Source organism: Pseudomonas sp. 2FE (assembly GCF_005503735.1).
Classification (GTDB): Bacteria; Pseudomonadota; Gammaproteobacteria; order Pseudomonadales; family Pseudomonadaceae; genus Aquipseudomonas.
This window is the reverse complement of sequence record NZ_SCMO01000010.1, coordinates 125,566-144,686: the sequence shown is the minus strand read 5'-3', so window position 1 is coordinate 144,686 and position 19,121 is coordinate 125,566. Positions and strand designations below refer to the sequence as shown.

Annotated in this window: 15 protein-coding genes, 1 pseudogene and 1 riboswitch; of the genes and pseudogenes, 11 read left to right on the top strand and 5 right to left on the bottom strand. The window is 63.0% G+C overall.

Annotated elements, in window-relative coordinates; translation table 11 throughout:
- Positions 1-2,190: type I secretion C-terminal target domain-containing protein (locus tag FFS12_RS15465; RefSeq protein ID WP_137887988.1), on the top strand; the 2,190-nt coding region annotated here is incomplete at its 5' end.
- Between the two features lie 141 nt (positions 2,191-2,331).
- Complete coding sequence (locus tag FFS12_RS15460; RefSeq protein ID WP_137887986.1) at positions 2,332-2,670, top strand: tryptophan synthase subunit beta; 339 nt, start codon at positions 2,332-2,334, stop codon at positions 2,668-2,670.
- A 140-nt stretch (positions 2,671-2,810) separates the two neighbouring features.
- Here FFS12_RS15460 and lapD read toward each other — a convergent pair whose 3' ends face one another.
- Both lapD and FFS12_RS15450 read right to left on the bottom strand, forming a co-directional pair.
- On the bottom strand, positions 2,811-4,757 hold the full coding sequence (gene lapD, locus FFS12_RS15455) for a cyclic di-GMP receptor LapD (RefSeq protein ID WP_137887984.1): 1,947 nt from the start codon (positions 4,755-4,757) through the stop codon (positions 2,811-2,813).
- Positions 4,758-4,771: 14 nt separating this feature from the next.
- Positions 4,772-5,232, bottom strand: a pseudogene (locus FFS12_RS15450) (hypothetical protein).
- Between the two features lie 224 nt (positions 5,233-5,456).
- Between FFS12_RS15450 and FFS12_RS15445 the strand changes: the two are divergent.
- Positions 5,457-6,092: a potassium channel family protein gene (locus tag FFS12_RS15445; RefSeq protein ID WP_137887982.1), complete on the top strand. Its 636-nt coding sequence runs from the start codon at positions 5,457-5,459 to the stop codon at positions 6,090-6,092.
- A gap of 150 nt (positions 6,093-6,242) precedes the next feature.
- Here FFS12_RS15445 and FFS12_RS20490 read toward each other — a convergent pair whose 3' ends face one another.
- Positions 6,243-6,404: a twin-arginine translocation signal domain-containing protein gene (locus FFS12_RS20490; protein WP_137887980.1), complete on the bottom strand. Its 162-nt coding sequence runs from the start codon at positions 6,402-6,404 to the stop codon at positions 6,243-6,245.
- A 70-nt stretch (positions 6,405-6,474) separates the two neighbouring features.
- A complete protein-coding gene (locus FFS12_RS15435; RefSeq protein ID WP_137887978.1) occupies positions 6,475-8,262 on the bottom strand; it encodes an alkyl sulfatase dimerization domain-containing protein in 1,788 nt (595 codons plus the stop codon).
- 99 nt (positions 8,263-8,361) lie between these two features.
- Here FFS12_RS15435 and FFS12_RS15430 point away from each other — a divergent pair, with 99 nt between their 5' ends.
- Positions 8,362-9,273 carry a LysR family transcriptional regulator gene (locus FFS12_RS15430; protein ID WP_137887976.1) on the top strand — a complete coding sequence of 304 codons (912 nt, stop codon included), beginning with the start codon at positions 8,362-8,364 and terminating at the stop codon, positions 9,271-9,273.
- On the opposite strand, the gene FFS12_RS15425 is transcribed toward FFS12_RS15430, so the two are convergent.
- The gene (locus tag FFS12_RS15425; RefSeq protein ID WP_137887974.1) at positions 9,270-9,821 is read right to left on the bottom strand and encodes a hypothetical protein; all 552 of its coding nucleotides are present in this window, start codon (positions 9,819-9,821) and stop codon (positions 9,270-9,272) included. The two genes, FFS12_RS15430 and FFS12_RS15425, sit on opposite strands and share 4 nt — an antisense overlap.
- A 331-nt stretch (positions 9,822-10,152) precedes the next feature.
- On the opposite strand from FFS12_RS15425, the gene FFS12_RS15420 reads away from it, so the two are divergent.
- From FFS12_RS15420 to uca, 7 genes are all read left to right on the top strand, one after another.
- Complete coding sequence (locus tag FFS12_RS15420) at positions 10,153-10,479, top strand: hypothetical protein (RefSeq protein ID WP_137887972.1); 327 nt, start codon at positions 10,153-10,155, stop codon at positions 10,477-10,479.
- A gap of 295 nt (positions 10,480-10,774) precedes the next feature.
- Positions 10,775-10,887: riboswitch (guanidine-I (ykkC/yxkD leader) on the top strand.
- 54 nt (positions 10,888-10,941) lie between these two features.
- Positions 10,942-12,024, top strand: coding sequence for a putative urea ABC transporter substrate-binding protein (locus FFS12_RS15415; RefSeq protein ID WP_372239469.1), 1,083 nt, complete (start codon positions 10,942-10,944; stop codon positions 12,022-12,024).
- A gap of 86 nt (positions 12,025-12,110) precedes the next feature.
- Positions 12,111-12,926 (top strand): ABC transporter permease, encoded by an 816-nt coding sequence (locus FFS12_RS15410; RefSeq protein ID WP_137887970.1) that lies wholly within the window; start codon positions 12,111-12,113, stop codon positions 12,924-12,926.
- Complete coding sequence (locus FFS12_RS15405) at positions 12,923-13,723, top strand: ABC transporter ATP-binding protein (RefSeq protein WP_137887968.1); 801 nt, start codon at positions 12,923-12,925, stop codon at positions 13,721-13,723. Before FFS12_RS15410 ends, FFS12_RS15405 begins: the two co-directional genes overlap by 4 nt.
- Before the next feature lie 2 nt (positions 13,724-13,725).
- Complete coding sequence (locus tag FFS12_RS15400; protein ID WP_137887966.1) at positions 13,726-14,454, top strand: urea amidolyase associated protein UAAP1; 729 nt, start codon at positions 13,726-13,728, stop codon at positions 14,452-14,454.
- Positions 14,455-14,465: 11 nt separating this feature from the next.
- Entirely contained in the window at positions 14,466-15,101 is a 636-nt protein-coding gene (locus FFS12_RS15395; RefSeq protein WP_137887963.1) for an urea amidolyase associated protein UAAP2, read from the top strand.
- 255 nt (positions 15,102-15,356) lie between these two features.
- Positions 15,357-19,040, top strand: a complete 3,684-nt coding sequence (uca, locus tag FFS12_RS15390; RefSeq protein ID WP_137887962.1) for an urea carboxylase — start codon at positions 15,357-15,359, stop codon at positions 19,038-19,040.
- The last annotated feature ends 81 nt before the right edge of the window (positions 19,041-19,121 follow it).

Here is a 19,121-nt window from a genome sequence, read left to right as displayed (position 1 = left end):
GTGCTCAACAGCAGCGTGCCGGTCGCCAGCGATATCGATGGCACGATCAACGCCAATGGCTATGCCCTGGTCGCAGGACCCGGCGCCGGTAACGGCAGCCTCACCTTTAACCCCAATGGCAGTTACAGCTTCAATCCCGGTACCGACTTCGACGCCCTCGCCGTCGGCGTCACCCGTAACGTGACCTTTACCTACACCGCCACCGACAACAACGGCACCGTCTCCGCACCGGCCACCGTGACCATCACCGTCACCGGCACCAACGATGCGCCAGTGGCCAACGCGGTCTCCGCCAGCGGGTTGGAAGATCCGGCTGCGCGCATCCAAGTCAACCTATCTGGCAGTGATATCGACGGCAGCATCAGTAGCTACACCATCGACAGCACCCCGGCCAACGGCAGCCTGTACTCCGCCGCCACGGGCGGCAGCGCGCTGACGGTGGGCACCGTGGTGAGCGGCCCAGTGTATTTCGTGCCGACGGCCGACTGGAGTGGCGACACCAGCTTCCAGTACCACGCCACCGATAACAGTGGTGCCAACTCTAGCAACGCCACAGCCAGCATCAGCATCACGTCGGTCGCTGATGCGATCCCGGGCAGCGCTGTCTCGGTAGTGATAGGCACTCCCGTGTCCAACATAATCGATTTCGGCAGCAACATCTCCGGACTGGACGGCCAGTCCAACTACACATTCCCGAGCGGTATCACCCTGTCCACGGGAGACTCCGGCAAGGTATTCGACTGGTCGACGGGCAGCCTGCTGTCGGTACAGACCTCAGGTGACAATGGCGACAATCGGATCCTAGGCTCGGACCAGATCGGGATCGCCTTCCCGTCCGGGATGCAGTACTTGGCGCTGAAGGTCAAGAACGCGGCCGATGACACGGTCCTGGTCCGTAGCGGTCTCGAAGTTGGCGACCTTACCAGCGGCACCCTTTCCGGGACGATCACATCGTCGGCAGGGACTACCGTCTCGTCCGCCAACCTCAAGGTCGACCTGGTCTTGGAAGTGCTTAACGGCGGCACCACGAGTACCGTTACGCTGAGCGCCACGGTAAATTCGGGCGGCACCTGGTCGGTATCCTACAGCGGCGTTACCGGGACCATCACCAAGGCAACCGCCGTGTCGTACATCGACGGCGACCTGTTCAACCAAGGCGGCAATACCTCGGCGAACGTGACCTATTCCATCAGTTCCGATATGCAGAGCCTGTCGATTGCCCAGGATACTAGTCGCACGTTCTCCGCTGGCCAAAACAACAACGGCTTCCAGATTGAGTACGTCGCAGTAGACCCAAACCCTTCTGGCCTGCTCAGCTATAGCTACCCGGTGGACATCTATGCCCTGCTCCAGGATACGGTGGGCACGTCAGAGACCATCAGCAGCTTGACACTGAGTGAGCTGCCCGCAGGCTCGACCATCAGCGTGGTGCGTGCCGACGGCACCTATCAGGAAATTGCGCCCAACGCTCAGGGTGTGTACGACTTGAGCACCTACACCTCCCTGTTGAGCACTGCAACGACCACAACGGGAACTGACAAGATTTATCTGATCACCAGCTCGGCGCTACCCAGCGGTTTCGCCCCGACCCTTACGCTTGTGATCAGTGACGACCTGAGCACAGCCACATCGATTATCGGTGGATCCGCGGATTCGACTTTCAGCGGCGGCGGCGGCAATGACTACATCAGCGGCGGTGCGGGAAGCGATAACATCAGCGGCGCGGACGGCAACGACACGCTCGATGGCGGCATAGGCAATGACATTCTCATCGGCGGAACCGGTGATGACATTTTGCTTGGCAATGATGGCTCAGACGTACTGCGTGGCGGCGTTGGTAATGACCAGTTGACCGGCGGTATCGGTGCAGATCTCTTCATCTGGAACCAAGGTGACACGGGCAACGACACCATCACGGACTTCAATGTCGGCGAAGGGGACCGCATCGATCTGCGCGACCTGCTGCAGGGCGAGAATGACAGCAACATCTTCAACTACCTGCGGGTCGACACCAGTACCTCCACCCTGGAGGTGAGCACGACTGGCAACTTTGCCGGCGGTGTCGATGCGAGCATCAAGCTGGAAAATGGCGGCGCTGCGCTCGACTTGTCCAGCTACGGCTCGACCTCCTCGCAGATCGTCAGCTCGCTGATCGCCGGCGCCGATCCGATCGTCAAGGTCGACAACTAAAAGACCACCTGACCGCCCCGGTAACCGTGCAAATGGTTGCCGGGACAGGCGGGAGCGTTAAAGGTATGGACCTGTCGCCCAAGCACTGCTCCGGCAACTGCGCAGCGGCTAGCAACCAGTGAGGCCCTGGAGGGGTTAGCTATGTTCTATGTGCAACGCGATGCGCGAGACCGTCTGCTCCGCGTGGAAGCAGCACCCTTTGCCGAGATGGGGGAAACCTTGCCCGCGGACGACCAGGAGGTGCAAGCCTGGTATGCCAATCAGGCGGTCGAGACCAGCCTGCTGCAGCTCAAGCAGAGCGACCTGGACATGATCCGGGTACTCGACGACCTAATCCAGGTGCTGATGACCAAGGGCGTCATCCGTATTACCGACCTACCTGCCCCCGCCCAAGCCAAGCTGCTCGATCGGACCCAGGCCCGCGAGACCCTGGGCGGCCTGAACCGGTTGATCAACGACGATGAAGCAGGCGTGATCTAAGAGCCTGTTCATGATCTGCTGCGCGGCGGCCATGCGCCGTTGAAAACAGGCTCTAAGCCGGACATTGCCCGGCGGCGGCTAAAACCACTGCCAGCACAGCGGGCTTAGAGCACTTGCCTGGCAGCCTGGCAGCCCTCGGCTTAACGCCAGGGCGCCGGCTCGCCGAGCAGCCGACCCTGAACGCCCAGAATCCCCATGTCCCGCAGCACCTGCAGCTCACCTTCGGTTTCCACCTGCTCGGCAATCAGCGGCAGGTCGATGCTGTGGGCCGCGCGCTGGATCGCCTCGATAAACAGGCGCTTTTCGCTCTCCTGGTCGATCGCGCGGATGTAGCTGCCATCGATCTTCAGGTAGGCCAGCCCCAGTCGCGCCAGATTGCCGATCATGCTGAAGCGCCCACCGAAGTGTTGCAGGCTCAGTCCGAAACCAAGCTCGCGCAGACGCCGGATCAATTGCTCCAGCAGCGCCTGCTCAGGCAACTGGGCTTCGGCCACTTCGAGGATCAGCCGCGGGCCCAAATGGGCATGCTGGCGCAGCGTATCCAGCACTCGATTCAGCGCCTGCGCATCATTCAAGGTCGCGCCGGACAGGTTGAGCGCCAGCGCCTGATCATGCCCAGCCAGCTGTTCGATGACCTGCTCGAGCATCAACAGATCGAGGCGTGCCGACCAGCCGAAGCGCTCCAGCCAAGGCAGAAAGCGCCCGGCCGGGATGGTTTCGCCCTGTTCGTCCGGCAGCCGTGACAGCACCTTGTAATGCAGCACCCGACGAGGTTCGCGACTGTCCACCACCGGCTGGAAGAACAGACGAAAGCGCCCCCGCTGCAGAGCCTGATCGAGCAAGTGGTGCCAGGCATGGCGTTCATCGCCAATGCTCGGCGCCGAACTTTGCTCCAGGCCTATCCAGGTTTTATCGGGTTGGCTTTCCGCTTGGGTTAGGGCCTCGTCCACCAGGTTCAGCAGGGCTTGCGCTGAAACGCCGGAACTGAACGAGGCCAGGCCAATATGCGCGACCGGCAGGACATCCGTCGCCCCGGTAGCCAGCAAGCTGGACAGCCCAAGTTCCAGGCTCTGCGCCAGCTGTTCGGCTTCTTCGCGCACCAGGCCCGGCGCCAGTATGGCGAACTCACCACCCCGGTTGCGACTGATCAGGTTGCCGATTTCGGGATACTTGGCGCACTGGCGCAGCAATTGCTCGGCTACCGCCTGCAGCAGGCGATCGGCACGCTGCCCACCCAAGCGCTGGTTCAGCCCAGCCAGATCATTGACCCGCAGCAATAACAGATAGCCACTGCTGGCCTGCTCCTCGCTACTCACCCGCGCCTGTAGCTGCATCTCGAAGTAGCGTCGATTGGCCAGCCCGGTCAGGCTGTCCTGATAAGCCTCGGCGCGCAATTTTTCGCTGCGCTCGGCCTGTTCCTGGAACAGCGCCTTGAGCTTCTCCACCATCTGATTCATCGCCTGTACCAGCCGGCGCAATTCCGGCGTGCGCGGCAGCTCCGGCAGGCTGAGGAACTCGCGGCGGGCAATGGCGTGGGACTGTTCGACCATGTAATCCAGTGGTTTCAACTGCCGGCGCAGCAACAGCGCGCCCAGACCGGCGCTGAGCAGCCCACAGAGCAGCAGCCAGCCGAGGCTACCCAAGGCGCTTTGCCAGAGCTTGGCGATGGCGAACATCGGGTGACTGACCACCTCGACCCGCGCCGCCTGCTGCCAACCACGGCTGACGATGGCATCGCCACCAGCCGGCTGCAGACCGATCAAACTCACGAACCAGCTCGGCACCTGAGTTTCGTCAGCAATCCCACTGCGCTCGACCATCACCTTGCCGGTGCCGAGATCGACCACGCGGATGCTGGCGAAATAGCCGCTGTCGAAAATCGAGCTGACCATCAGCTCGACCATCGCCGGATCGTCGATCTGCAGAGTCAGTGACAGGCCCAACGCCGTGGCGGCATCCTGCGCGTGGGAGCGCAACTGGTTGACGTACTGCGTCCGCGAGCTTTCCAGGCTGACCATAAAGCTGCCGCTGAAGGCGATCACGAGAAACAGGCAAATCGCGATCAATAACTGCTTAAACAGGGACATCTCAGCTCCTACCCTTAGTAGACCGGCTCAGCGGGAAAGCCTTCCGTGCGCATTTTCTTCAACAGGTCTTGCCCGTGCGACCAGCGCTTGCTGTCGCCGACCCGCTTGTTGCCGCCCGTACCCGGCAGCCACAGGCCTTCACCGTTGAAGGCATAGACCGGCAGCAGGTCGTTGCGCTGGCTGGCCGGCAGGATATCGCTGGTCAGGTTGTCCAGCACCAGCGGCATGGCCTCGGGGCTGGAGTAATAGCTCGGCACCATCTGCGCTTACTTCAAGCGCAAGGCTTCGACATAAGTAATCCGCAGCTTTTCTGGCGCGCTGACCTGCGCATGATTGACCAGCAGGCGCTGCCAAGCATCGATACGCCGGCGCCTCTCACCCAGCGGCCCCTAGAGCACTTCCGCCCGCCGACTGGTCAGGGAAAAACCCAGTCGGCCTGCAAGTCGCTCAGCAACAAGCACGCTTGAGCCGGCAATCGTCAATCAGAGCCTGTGGGCGGCGGCTGCGGGGTACAGCGCAACGTACCGCCACTGCGGCTAGTCCATGCGGTCAAATTGAAAGCCTGCGGATGGTGCGTGCTGCACCGGAAAAAGACAATGGCACGGTGCAATCAACCGCGCCGCGACGAAAGCGGCAGGCGCCTGGACAGCCTCAGCCGCCTTGGCCAGACTGCTCAGCATTCCGCCGAGGAGGTGCTGTTTGAACCGGTTTTTGCTGCGCTACCGCTTGCGCCTGTTGTTCGCCAGCAGCGTCTGTCTCACCGTCATCCTGGGCTGGCCACAGCCACCTAAATGGCTGGAGGTGGGTGCCCTAGTGTTGTTGGTGTTGGCCGGGCTCAATACCTTGCGCCATCGGCAGGTGTTCCTGCGGCTGATCGGCATCGTGGGCACGCTCAACCTGTTACTGCTGGCCTTCGGCAACTGGCTGACACTGCCGGAGCCGATCAGCAATGGCCTGGCCCTGATCTTTCTGTACCTGGCGCTGTTTTACGCCCTGTTCCACCGAGTCACCCACGAACGACCGGTCACCAGCGAACTGCTCTACGGCCTGACCGCGCTCTACCTGCAAATTGCCCTGGCCTTCGCCTTTGGCTATCAGGTCATCGGCGGCTTCTGGCCGGACGCGTTCTACAGCGCGCAAGGCCCGCTGCAACTGGATGACTTCATCTATTTCAGCCTGTCGACCCTGACCACCCTGGGTTACGGTGATATCCACGCCATAGGCCCCGCCGCCCGCCTGCTGGCGGTCAGCGAAGCGGTGGTCGGCGTGCTGTTCATTGCCCTGGCGGTGGCGCGCAGCCTGAGCTTGCTCAACGACAAGGACGAGAGCCTCTAGGCCGACACCCGGTCCTGCAAACTGCGCGCTGTTAACCCAGACTGCGCCGGTGCGACACGCCGAACAGCAGCACCTGCAGGCGCTCCAGCTAAGGTTGCGGGCGGTTCTTCAGGCGATTATTGAGCAGCACCACTTCCAGCACATGGACCGCTAGCATGCCGCCGGCCAGCAGGGCCAGCGCACCCTTGGCGAAAGACAGTAGATGCATCGCACGAACCTCCGGTTGTCAGGAACCCACAGTTTGCCGGCGGGCTTGACCAGGCTGGCGGCGGACAGTGCCCCGGCCCATTTGAGCAGATCGCGACGATTCATGACGCCTCCTCAGTGCCGTTGCGCGTTGTCAGTCATTGCCCTTGCGGGGCGTCGAGCCGGAGCGCCCGGATCAACGCACTGTCAGTGCGATGGGTGCGTCGGCAAAGTCGAAGCAGCCGAGGAAGGTCTTGATCTCCAGCAGGCTGCCGTCGACCTTCACATCACCCAGCACGGCCCCCTTGAGCAGGCTGTTCTCACCGCTGATCACGGTATTCAGGTAGGTCTTGTCGAGGGTCAGCTTGAGCCCGGTGCCTGCCGGAATGCCCTGGTGCAACTGCACCACACCACGACGAACCTCCAGTGCCCACTCTTCCTGGATATCGGGGAAGCTGAAACCCAGGGTCAACTGCACATCGTTGGCCTGGTCCGGGTCGACGCGGGTGATCCAGTTCTGCAGGAAGATTTTCACCGGCAGGTTCTTCAGCATATCCGGCGAGAGGAAGGTGCCACGCAGGCTCTGGGCCAGCGCCAGCGACTGCTCTTCGCCCAGGCTGCCCTCCAGCTCCATGGCGCTCATCAGGTACCAGTTGCGCCAGTTGATGTTCATCTGGGCATAGCCGAGTTTACGGAAACTGCGCGCCTTGATATCGCGCGCCAGCTTGTCCTCATGGTCGACACAAATCGCATAGCTCGCCAACTCGGCCGCCCACTGATAGTCGCCCTGCAGATAGGCATCGCCAGCCGCCAGTAGCACCTTGTCGCGGCCGCCCAGCATGCCGAGCAGACGCTCAGCTTTTTCTTTCGGCGGGGTCGGATCGAGATCCACCGGGTCACCCTGGAACCAGCCAAGGTAGCCTTGGTAGATCTGCCGCACGCTGTGTTTGACCGTGCCGTAGTACTCGCGCAGGTAGGGTGCATAGCCGGCCAGGTGCGGCGGCAATTTGACCTTCTCGACCAACTCGTCCGGGGTCAGGCCTTTGTTCATCCAGCGCACGGTCTGGTCATGGATATAGGCGATGCCGTCGCGGGTCATGCGCAGCACCTCTTCGACCTGGTCCTGGCCGGTTACCGGCCGGCCGTGCAGCGGCACCATATAGTCGGCGTTGAAACTGCGCAGCAGATCGAGGCTGTTAACCCACAGCACCGGATCGCGGAACTTGGTGCCCCGCAGGGTGTGGATATTTGGCAGGGTGGGGCCCTGGTCAACTTCCGCACTGATCAGCACGCGGTTGTCCGGCAGGTACATGACGATCTCATCCGGCGCCTCACTCGGCGCCCAACGGAACTGCACCTTGAGGCCGGCAATGGTGGTGTCCAGTTGCTGTTTGAAGGTGATGGTCGGCGGGATAAAGGAGCTTGGCCCGCCGATGGCAATCGGGCCGATGCCGCCGTTCATGTCCTTGCGATCGGCGGCATTCAGCGCGGCCCCAAAGGTGTAGGCCGAGCGCATACCGAGAATCGGTCCGACCAGCGCGCCCTGAGTCACCACGTTTTCCAGCAGGGTGTCGTGGGCGTAGATCTGCACCTCGCCGCTTTTCACCTGCTCTTCGGTGACGAAACCTTTGACTCCGTTGATATGGTCCGGGTGGAAGTGGGTGTAGACGATGGCCTTGACCGGCTTGTCGGTGACCTTGCGGAACTCGGCGAAGACCTTACGCGACTCCTCCACCGACTCGCCGGTGTCGACGATGATCAGCCCTTCCGGCGCCACGATCATCACGCTGTTGGCGATACTCCAGCCCACCGCCGAGTAGACGTTGTCGGCGACTTGGTAGATCTGCTTATTGAACACCTTGGTGTGCTCAGCCAGCTCGGCGTTGATCGAGGGTTCGATGCGCTCTTCTGGCAGATCGGCCAGGGCAGTCAAAGGTAAAGCCGCAGCCAGCAACAGGCTGCTGAAACGAGTTAGGGAGCTCATGGGCGGTTTCGTCGGCTGTTGTTATAGACGCCAGCAGACTGGCAAAGGCAGACTGATAATTCCAATGAGAAATTATCCAACTCTTAATGCGAGTTATGCATGAATGACCTGCGCCAGCTTCGTCACTTCGTCGCCCTTGCCGAGCACGGCCATTTCGCCCGCGCCGCCGAATCGGTCAACCTCAGCCAGCCGGCGCTGTCGCGCAGCATTCAGGCACTGGAGGCCAGCCTCGGTTGCCGCCTGCTCGATCGCGGGCCGCGTAACGCCGTACTGACGGCCTACGGCCAACTGGTGCTGGAGCATGCCCGACGCCTGCTGGCGGCTAGCCGCGCCCTGCAAAATGCCGTCAACCAACTGGGTAACCTCGAAGCGGGCGAGCTGCGCCTGGGCGCCGGCCCCTACCCCGCCGCGCGCCTGGTGCCGCGCGCACTCGGGCAGCTGGCCCGGCTGTATCCCAAGGTTCGCGTGCAATTGGTCATCGAGGATTGGCGCAGCCTGCGTGAACGGCTGCTGAATGAGGCCATCGAATTGTTCGTGGCCGATACCCGCGAGTTGCAGGACGACCCGCAATTGACCATCTCGCCCTTGCAGACCCATCCCGGCGTGCTGTTCTGCCGCCCAGGCCATCCACTGCTGAAACAGCCCAAGGTGAGCATTCACGCGCTGGCCGATTACCCGCTGGCCGGCACCCAATTGCCTGAGCAAGTCGCCAGCGCACTGCGTCAACTGAGTGGCCGCGAGCAACTGCTGGGGATTCAGTGCGACAACTTCATGGTGCTCAAAGCCCTGGTCGCGGAAAGCGACGTGCTGAGCATGGCGCCCTGGGACGTGATCGCCGAAGACGTCGAGGCCGGTCGCCTGGATGTAGTGCCGATGGCACCGGGCGAGTTGCCGCCGCGCTCCGCTTACGGCCTGGTCCGCCGCGCCGGACACAGCCTGTCCCCCGCGGCACAGGCCATGCTCGAACAACTCAGGAAAGAGGACGCGGCGTTTCCCGCAGTCGGCGGCTAATTCCACTGCCTACGGTCATGGTCGCGGTGGTCGCGGTGGTCGCGGTGGTCGCGGTGGTCACGGTCGTGACCGCGGTTTCGATCGTGGTCACGCTCAAGTTCACGCCGCGGCGAGTCAACCCGCTTGGCCGGCCGATAATCATGCCTCTGGCCCTGCATCTGCGGCGCCTGATAGCCACCCCGATCCCCCTGCTCCCAACCGCGTCTGTCCGGGTGCCTGGTTGGCGTGTAGAAACGCGGTGCTGGAGGCCGATAGCCCTGCGGCGCGACATACCGCTGTTGCTGATATTGGTGATGGTCGTAACGCCGAGTGTCGTAGCGTTGAGTATCGTAGTGTCGAGTGCCGTAATCGTAATACCGCGGGCTGCGGTAACCGTCATGACGCCGTACGTTGTAGCCACCACCGTAGTTGTAGCCACCATAGTTGTGGCCCCCGCTGTAATAACGGGGATAACTGCGATCACCGTCATAGTCATAGTCATAGTCATAAACCGCGCAACCACCCAGAAACAGGCTCAGCACCGCCAGCAGCATAGATCGGCAAAACATGATGGCGGCCTCCTTCGACCGCTAAGGGGCGGCACCAGTGAATACCGGTACCTACAATCGCTCCCACTGGCTTTGACAGTGTCGGCCCGAACAGAGTGCTGAGCGTGGTTCGGCCATATTCCGTTGCCAGTTGTTTCAAGCCCCGGCAAGCCACACCACAGGCTTGCCGCAGTGCTCGACACCGCGCTTGTGCCGTACTACCCGCCGGGGTAAGCAAAGAAGGAAGGTCGCTGTCAGATCGGCACTTTTGCCATGGCGCACTGGTCTAACGTAGTGCTCCAACGGCCGGTATGCGTTGGCCTTGTTACTCACGCGGTCCCAGGAGGCCGCCATGCTCTATCGATATCTGCTTATTGCCTTACTGGGGTTGACTCTCAGCTCGGGCGGGACCTTCGCCCGTGACAACCGTTACCATGGCTACCCGCGTTACTACGGTGGCTGGGTCTATCCCGAATACCGTTATCGCTTTGACGGCTACCTCTACTACAACCCCTACCGCTATCGCGCTCCAGACTACCATCGAGACTTTCGTCACGATTGGCATCATGGTCATCGCTTCGACTCCCGTTTTGACCGGCGCGATGATCGTCATCACGACTTTCGTCATGATATGCGGCGTGGCATGGATCGGCAGTGGCGTGGCGATTATCGCTACTAAAACAAATCGCGCCGCCACGACGACGAGGGCGAGCGCAAGCGTTGTCGCGACTATGCGTGAGGCCGCCCGAGGCTAGCGGAGGGGATCAATTGCACGTGAACCGTGAGATACCGCGGGGTAAAACCGCACCAAAATGAATCCCAACGCTTCATTTTCGGGCATAAGCCACCGCGAAAAAACCCAGCATCCGCCGACAGCCCTGACCTGGCGGGCCTCTCACGACTTGGCACGGCTCTCGCTTAGGAGTGGGTGTGCAGGAGCCACCTGAACCCTTGGGTTCGCGGCACTACAATTTGCAATGGATGACTAGGGTTCCGGCTCGCCGACATGTGAATGCAGGCGAGTGGCTGGTCCGAGAGTTATCGACCTCCAGTTGAGGTTACACGGCGGGACAAAAGCCCGGGAGACGAACGCCATGCCGCGTTGCGCCTGCCCGCCTTTTTCTCGAACTGGAGGTTCCTCATGCGTAAGCCCCGTCTGTTCGCCCGCCGTTTGTTATCAATAGCCGCCGCTGGCCTCGCTGCCGCCATCAGCCTCACGTCCCAGGCTAAGCCAAAAGATGAATTCAGCGTCTGCTGGACCCTCTACGCCGGCTGGATGCCCTGGGAATATGCCGCCGCCGAAGGCATCGTCGATAAATGGGCGAAGAAGTACGCCATCTCCATCGACGTGGTGCAGCTCAACGACTACGTCGAATCGATCAACCAATACACCGCCGGCCAGTTCGACGGCTGCACCATGACCAATATGGATGCGCTGACCATCCCGGCTGCGGGTGGCGTGGATTCCACGGCGTTGATCGTCAGCGACTTCTCTAACGGCAACGACGGCATCGTCATCAAGGGCGAAGGCAAGACTCTGGCCGACCTCAAGGGGCAGCCGGTCAATCTGGTCGAGCTGTCGGTCTCCCACTACTTGCTGGCGCGCGGTCTGGAAAGGGCCGAGCTGAGCGAGAAAGACCTGCAAGTGGTGAACACCTCCGACGCCGACATCGCCGCCGCCTTCAATACCGCCGAAGTGAACGCCGTCGCCACCTGGAACCCGATGCTGGCCGAGATCAATGCCAAGCCGGGCGTGAGCGAAGTGTTCAACTCCAGCCAGATTCCGGGCGAGATCATGGACATGATGGTGGTCAACAGCCAGACCCTGAAAGACAACCCCGCCCTGGGCAAAGCGCTGACCGGAGCCTGGTTCGAAATCATGCAGTTGATGAGCAGCAACAGCCCGGCCGCAACCGCGGCGCTTGAGCACATGGCCAAGGCCTCGGGCACCGACCTGGCAGGTTTCAAAGCCCAACTGGCGACCACCAAGCTGTTCTACAACGCCCAGGACGCACTGGCCTTCGCCACCAGCCCGAAACTGCCGGCGACCATGGACAAGGTCGCGACGTTTTCCTTCAACCACGGCCTGCTCGGCGAAGGCGCGAAAGACGCGGGCGCAGTCGGCATGAGCTTCTCCAGGAACGTCGTCACCGGTGACAAGGGCAACGTCAAGCTGCGCTTCGATCCGGGCTACGTGCAACTGGCTGCCGAAGGCAAGTTGTAAGGCTTGTTTATTGAGTCCTCGCCTTCGCGAGGATGACGAAGATCCGTCATTCCCGCGCAGGCGGGAACCCAAAGAAAGAGATCACCATGCGCCTGATCAATCGCCACCCGGACCGTGCAGGAAGACTGCTGCTAATACTGCTGCCGTTCGCCCTGCTGCTGTTCGCCTACTTCATGGGCTCTGCCGCACGGCTGACGGAAAACCCCAACGACAAACTACTGCCCAGCGCGGTGCAGATGACGGATGCGGTCAAGCGCCTGGCCTTTAGCGAGGACAAACGCAGCGGCGACTACCTGATGTGGCAGGACACCCGCTCCAGCCTGCAACGCCTGGCCATCGGCCTCGGCGTCTCGGCGCTGCTCGGTCTGTGCCTGGGTATCGCCGCCGGCACCCTGCCGCTGTTCAGTGCACCGCTGTCGCCGTTGCTGAGCGTGCTATCGATGGTGCCGCCACTGGCGATCCTGCCGATCCTGTTTATCGTCTTTGGCCTCGGCGAGTTGTCCAAGGTGGTGCTGATCGTCATCGGCATCACCCCAGTGCTGGCTCGCGACCTGGAGCAGCGTGCCCGCGAGATTCCACAGGAGTTGCTGATCAAGGCGCAGACCCTCGGCGCCTCGACCTGGACGCTGATCCTGCGGGTGGTCCTGCCGCAACTGATGCCACGCCTGCTGATTTCCCTGCGCCTGGTACTCGGCTCGGCCTGGCTGTTTCTGATCGCGGCCGAGGCCATTGCCTCCACCGATGGCCTCGGTTACCGGGTCTTCCTGGTTCGGCGCTACCTGGCGATGGACGTGATCCTGCCGTACGTGGCCTGGATCACCCTGCTCGCCTGGATGATGGACCTGAGCCTGAAACAGCTCACCCGCCTGGCCTTCCCCTGGTACGAAGGAGCCAAGGCATGAGCTTTATTCAGGTCAACAATGTGTGGCAGCAGTACGACGATCAGGTAGTGCTGGAACGCCTCAATCTGAGCATCGCCGCAGGCGAATTCTGCACCCTGGTCGGCGCCTCCGGCTGTGGCAAGTCGACCTTCCTGCGCCTGCTGCTGGGCCAGGAAACGCCGAGCCTCGGGGAGATTCTGCTGAACGGCCAGAAGCTGGTCGGCGAACCGGACGCCAGCCGTGGCGTGGTGTTTCAGCGCTACTCGGTGTTCCCTCACCTGTCGGTGCTGGACAACGTCGCCCTCGGCCTGGAGTTGCCGCGTTCGCCGCTGCTCGGCCGGCTGTTCGGCAGCGCCAAGGGCGAGGTCCGCGAACAGGCGGCCGCGCTGTTGCACAAAGTCGGCCTCGGCCACGCCCTGGACAAGTACCCGAGCCAGCTCTCCGGCGGCATGCAACAACGCCTGGCAATTGCCCAGGCGCTGATCATGCAGCCGCGCGTGTTGCTCCTCGACGAACCCTTCGGCGCCCTCGACCCGGGCATCCGCAAGGACATGCACGGGCTGCTGCTGGAGCTGTGGAAGGAAACCCAGCTGACCGTGTTCATGGTCACCCATGACCTGGCCGAAGGCTTCAGCCTCGGCACACGCATCCTGGTGTTCGACAAGGTTCGCCACGACCCCCAGGCGCCGAACGCCTACGGCGCGCGCATCACCTACGACATCCCCCTGAATACCGACCGCCGCGCCGTGCGCGCCGCCGGCGAAGCCTTGCCGGCGACTGCCACCGGCAACCTGCAACCTGTCTATCAAGGAGCTTGATGATGAGTGCTGCCCTCACGCTGCGATCCAGCCTTTACCAAGAAACCCTTCCGGGCGGCGGGCATACCTCGTTCGTCCTCAAGCGCGGCCAACTGCTGCGCCTCACCGATCTCGAAGGCGGCGCCAACGTCAGCCTGATGTTGCTCAACGCGGTGGAGAAAAGCGAACGGCTGAACCTGCCGGACAGTCTCAAGTGCCAGCACACCGCCAAGCTCAGCGCCGGCCATTGCCTGTACTCGGACATGGGCCGCGTACTGGCCGCCATCACCGCCGACACCTGCGGCTGGCACGACAGCTTCGGCGGCGTATTGAACGCCGCGGAGGTAGAGGAAAAGTACGGCCCCGGTCGTTATCAGGAGCTGCGCAACGGCTACTTCCGCAACGGCGTGGACAACCTGTTGGTGGAAATGGGCAAGTGGAACCTGAACCTGCAAGACCTGCTGATGACCCTCAACCTGTTCAGCAAGGTCACGGTCGATGCCGACGGCTGCTTCCACTTCGAAGCCAACCACACCAAGGCCGGCGACTACCTCGAGCTGTATGCGCCGATGGACACCCTGGTGGTGCTCACCGCGCTGCAACACCCGATGGACCCGAACCCGCAGTACGCCCCTAAACCGGTGCAACTGAACTGGAGCAAAGTCGCCGACGACGGCATCAGCGTGCTCTGCCGCACCTCGCGCCCGGAAAACGGTCGCGGCTTCCACAACACCGAACGTCAGTACATCTGAGGGCTGCCGACATGACTCTTATCCACAGTGAAAAGCATCTGGAAGCCGCCGTGTACCGCGCCACCATCCCGGCCGGCGAACCCTTCATGACCGAGGTCAAGGCTGGCCAGACCCTGCGCCTGCTCGACCTGGAAGGTAACCAGGCGGTCGACACGCTGTTCTACAGCGCCGACAACCCGCGCGAGCGTTATGACGTGCAACGCACCCTGCGCAGGCAGAACCGCGTCTACCTCAGCACCGGCAGCGTGCTGTATTCCAACCTCGGCAACCCGATGCTGAGCATCAGCGCCGACACCTGCGGCAGCCACGACACCCTCGGCGGCGCCTGCGCGCAGGAGAGCAACACGGTCAGGTATGCCCTGGACAAACGCTACATGCACAGCTGCCGCGACAACTTTCTGCGCGCTAGCCTGCACGACGGCCGCCTGAACAAGGCCGACATCAGCGCCAACATCAACTTCTTCATGAACGTACCGGTCACGCCAGAAGGCGGCCTGACCTTCGAGGACGGCATCTCCGCCGCCGGCAAGTACGTCGAACTGGTGGCGCATATGGATGTGCTGGTGCTGATCTCCAACTGCCCGCAATTGAACAACCCCTGCAACGGCTACAACCCGACACCGGCGCAGGTGCTGTTATGGGACTGATCGCCCAACACCTGCGGCGCTGGCTGTTCCGGCTATGCCAGAGCCGCTCGGGGCAATGTTGCAGCTCGCTCCGCTCGGCCCCCTCTCCCTCTGGGAGAGGGCGGGGGGTGAGGGAAACCCGTACTACGGAGTAAACCGCCCTCTCCCCAACCCTCTCCCACAAGTGGGAGAGGGGGGTAAAACATCCCAACCACGGACGACCGTGGTGCTGACCGAATAGCAGCGGGACGGCCCGCCTCACATGAGCAGCCCCTCATGTTTAGCAAACTACTGATCGCCAACCGCGGCGCCATTGCCTGCCGCATCCTCCGTACCCTGCGCGCGCTTGAGGTCAATGGCGTGGCCGTCTACTCGCAAGCCGACGCCGCCAGCCTGCATATCCAGCAGGCCGACGAAGCCTTCAGCCTCGGCGAAGGCGCGGCCGCCGGCACCTACCTTGCGGTAGAGAAAATTCTTGCCGTGGCGAAGCAGTCCGGCGCCCAGGCCATCCACCCTGGTTACGGCTTCCTCTCGGAGAACGCCGCGTTCGCCGAAGCCTGCGAAGCCGCCGGTATCGCCTTTGTCGGCCCGACGCCGGAACAACTGCGGATGTTCGGCCTCAAGCACACCGCCCGCGCCCTGGCCAAACAGCATGGCGTTGCGATGCTGGAAGGCACCGAGCTGCTGGCAGACCTCGACGCCGCGCTCAAGGCCGGCGAACAGGTCGGCTACCCCGTGATGCTGAAAAGCACCGCCGGCGGTGGCGGCATCGGCATGCGCGTGTGCCGCTCCGCCGAGGAGCTGAGCGAGGCCTTCGAAGCGGTGAAGCGCCTGGGGCAGAACAACTTCAGCGACTCCGGGGTGTTTATCGAGAAGTACATCCAGCGCGCCCGCCATCTGGAAGTGCAGGTGTTCGGCGACGGTCAAGGCGAAGTCCTGGCCCTCGGCGTACGCGACTGCTCGGTACAGCGGCGCAACCAGAAAGTGCTGGAAGAGGCGCCGGCCACCAACCTGCCAGCCGGCATGGCCGAGGAGCTTTGCGCTGCGGCGATCAAGCTGGCCAAGGCCGTCAACTACCGCAGCGCCGGCACCGTCGAATTCGTCTACGACAGCGTGGCGAGCCAGTTCTACTTCCTCGAAGTGAACACCCGTCTGCAGGTCGAGCACGGCGTTACCGAACAGGTCTGGGGTGTCGACCTGGTCGGCTGGATGATCCAACTCGCCGCTGGCGACCTGCCGCCATTGAGCGAACTGGCGCAAGGCTTGAAGCCCCATGGCCACGCGATTCAGGCGCGCCTGTATGCCGAAGATCCGGGCCGCGACTTCCAGCCGAGCCCAGGCCTGCTGACTGCGGTGAACTTCCCCGCGGCCGATGGTAAAACCCTGCGCATCGACGCCTGGGTTGAAGCCGGCTGCGAAATCCCGCCCTACTTCGACCCGATGATCGCCAAGCTCATCGCCTGGGCACCGACCCGCGATGAAGCCAGCGCCGGGCTGCACCGCGCGCTCGGCGACAGCCTGCTGTATGGCGTGGAGACCAACCGCGATTACCTGCGGCAAATCCTCCAGGACGCCCCCTTCGCCAGCGGCAATCCCTGGACGCGCTGCCTGGAAGCGCTGGTCTATCAGGCCGACACCGTTGAAGTGCTCGGCGCCGGTACCCAGACCACCGTGCAAGACTTCCCCGGCCGCCTCGGTTATTGGGCCGTCGGCGTGCCGCCCTCCGGGCCGATGGACGACCGCGCCCTGCGCCTGGGCAATCGCCTGCTGGGTAACGCCGAAGGTGCCGCCGCGCTGGAAATCACCATGAGCGGCCCCACCCTGCGCTTCAATACCGACGCGGTGGTGGTGGTGACCGGTGCCGAGATTCCACTGACGCTGGACGGCCACGCGCAGCCGCTGAACACCACGCTATTCATTCCGGCCGGCAGCACCCTGAGCCTCGGCACCCTCGCAGGCGCCGGTGCCCGCTCTTACCTGTGCCTGCGCGGCGGCCTCCAGGTGCCGGAATACCTGGGCAGCAAAAGCACCTTCACCCTCGGTCAGTTCGGCGGCCACGGCGGCCGCGCCCTGCGCGCCGGTGATGTGCTGCACATCGACAAACTGAGCGATGCCGAAGCCGGTGCCAGCCTGCCGCCTGCCCTGCACAGCGATTTGCCCGCCGTGCGTAGCATCCGCGTGATCTACGGCCCCCATGGCGCACCGGAGTACTTCACCCCGGCCTACATCGAGACCTTCTTCGCCACCCAATGGGAAGTGCACTTCAACTCCAGCCGCACCGGCGTACGCCTGATCGGCCCGAAACCCGAGTGGGTGCGCGAGAGCGGCGGCGAGGCTGGCCTGCACCCCTCCAATATTCACGACAATCCCTACGCCATCGGCGCCGTCGACTTCACTGGCGATATGCCGGTGATTCTCGGCCCGGACGGCCCGAGCCTGGGCGGCTTCGTCTGCCCGGTGACGATCATCGAGGCGGATCTCTGGCAGCTTGGGCAACTCAAGGCCGGGGATAAGGTGCGGTTTCTGCCGGTGGATATCGCCACCGCGCGGGAGTTGGCGAAGGCGAGAAAACAGGAATGCGCGGCTCTCTCTACCTGCACGAATAGTCCCCTCTCCCACCGGGAGAGGGCGGAGGGTGAGGGATGCATCGACCGGTATTCGGCGTTTCCCTCACCCCTAACCCCTCTCCCGGTGGGAGAGGGGAACTTGACCTCCCCCATCGTGCTCGACATCGGCTCGGCCGACACCCGCCTGGTCGCGCGCCTATCCGGCGACACGCACCTGCTGGTGGAAATCGGTGCGCCGGAGCTGGATCTGGTGCTGCGTTTCCGTGGCCATGCGCTGATGCAGGCGCTGGAAAGCAAAGCCCTGACTGGCGTGATCGACCTCACCCCCGGCATCCGTTCCCTGCAAGTGCACTACCAGCCGGAAACCCTGTCGCTGGCCGACCTGCTGGGCATCATCGCCGGCGAATGGGATGCGGTCTGCGTCGCTCAAGACCTGCAAGTGCCGTCGCGCATCGTCCACCTGCCGCTGTCCTGGGACGATCCGGCCTGCCAGCTGGCGATCGAGAAATACATGACCACCGTGCGCAAAGACGCGCCCTGGTGCCCGAGCAACCTGGAGTTCATCCGCCGCATCAACGACCTGCCGAACCTTGAAGAGGTCTACCGCACCGTCTTCGAGGCCAGCTATCTGGTGATGGGCCTCGGCGATGTCTACCTCGGTGCGCCGGTCGCCACGCCGCTGGACCCACGGCATCGCCTGGTCACCACCAAATACAACCCGGCGCGCACCTGGACGGCGGAGAACTCGGTGGGCATCGGCGGCGCCTATATGTGCGTGTACGGCATGGAAGGCCCTGGCGGTTACCAGTTCGTCGGCCGCACCCTGCAGATGTGGAACCGCTACCGCGAAGTCGCAGCCTTCGATGGCAAACCTTGGCTGCTGCGCTTCTTCGATCAGATCCGTTTCTACCCGGTGGGCGCCGAGGAGTTGCTGCAAATCCGCCGCGATTTCCCACTGGGTCGCTATGACCTGAAGGTCGAGCAAAGCGAGCTGAAGCTGGCCGACTACCAAGCCTTCCTGGCCGAGGAAGCCGAGAGCATCGGCGCCTTCCGCAGCCAGCAGCAGGCGGCCTTCAATGCCGAACGGGAACGCTGGATCGCCAGCGGCCAGGCACATTTCGACAGTGAGGAAGTGGCCCCGCAGCTCAGCGAGGACGCCCCGCTCGCCCTCGGCCACCACTCGGTTGAAAGCCATATCGCCGGCAATCTCTGGCAGGTGCAAGTCGAGGCCGGCAGTACGGTGAAAGCCGGTGACGTGCTGGTGATTCTCGAGTCGATGAAGATGGAGATCCCGCTGCTCGCACCGCGTGACGGCGTGGTAACAGAAGTCCGCGTGCAGCCGGGTTCGCCGGTGCGCGCCGGGCAACGCGTCGTCGTGCTCGCAGAAGCCTGATTCGGACCGTAGGGTGCGCCGTGCGCACCATAAAACTGAACCTTCCACTGTAGGGTGCGCCGCGCGCACCAGAACGCTTGC

Excerpts from the sequence above, each read along its gene's own strand:
- FFS12_RS15460 (WP_137887986.1), top strand. The coding sequence starts at position 2,332 with ATGTTCTATGTGCAACGCGATGCGCGAGACCGTCTGCTCCGCGTGGAA.
- lapD (WP_137887984.1), bottom strand. The coding sequence starts at position 4,757 with ATGTCCCTGTTTAAGCAGTTATTGATCGCGATTTGCCTGTTTCTCGTG.
- FFS12_RS20490 (WP_137887980.1), bottom strand. The coding sequence starts at position 6,404 with ATGAATCGTCGCGATCTGCTCAAATGGGCCGGGGCACTGTCCGCCGCC.
- FFS12_RS15435 (WP_137887978.1), bottom strand. The coding sequence starts at position 8,262 with ATGAGCTCCCTAACTCGTTTCAGCAGCCTGTTGCTGGCTGCGGCTTTA.
- FFS12_RS15430 (WP_137887976.1), top strand. The coding sequence starts at position 8,362 with ATGAATGACCTGCGCCAGCTTCGTCACTTCGTCGCCCTTGCCGAGCAC.
- FFS12_RS15425 (WP_137887974.1), bottom strand. The coding sequence starts at position 9,821 with ATGTTTTGCCGATCTATGCTGCTGGCGGTGCTGAGCCTGTTTCTGGGT.
- FFS12_RS15420 (WP_137887972.1), top strand. The coding sequence starts at position 10,153 with ATGCTCTATCGATATCTGCTTATTGCCTTACTGGGGTTGACTCTCAGC.
- FFS12_RS15415 (WP_372239469.1), top strand. The coding sequence starts at position 10,942 with ATGCGTAAGCCCCGTCTGTTCGCCCGCCGTTTGTTATCAATAGCCGCC.
- FFS12_RS15410 (WP_137887970.1), top strand. The coding sequence starts at position 12,111 with ATGCGCCTGATCAATCGCCACCCGGACCGTGCAGGAAGACTGCTGCTA.
- FFS12_RS15405 (WP_137887968.1), top strand. The coding sequence starts at position 12,923 with ATGAGCTTTATTCAGGTCAACAATGTGTGGCAGCAGTACGACGATCAG.
- FFS12_RS15400 (WP_137887966.1), top strand. The coding sequence starts at position 13,726 with ATGAGTGCTGCCCTCACGCTGCGATCCAGCCTTTACCAAGAAACCCTT.
- FFS12_RS15395 (WP_137887963.1), top strand. The coding sequence starts at position 14,466 with ATGACTCTTATCCACAGTGAAAAGCATCTGGAAGCCGCCGTGTACCGC.
- uca (WP_137887962.1), top strand. The coding sequence starts at position 15,357 with ATGTTTAGCAAACTACTGATCGCCAACCGCGGCGCCATTGCCTGCCGC.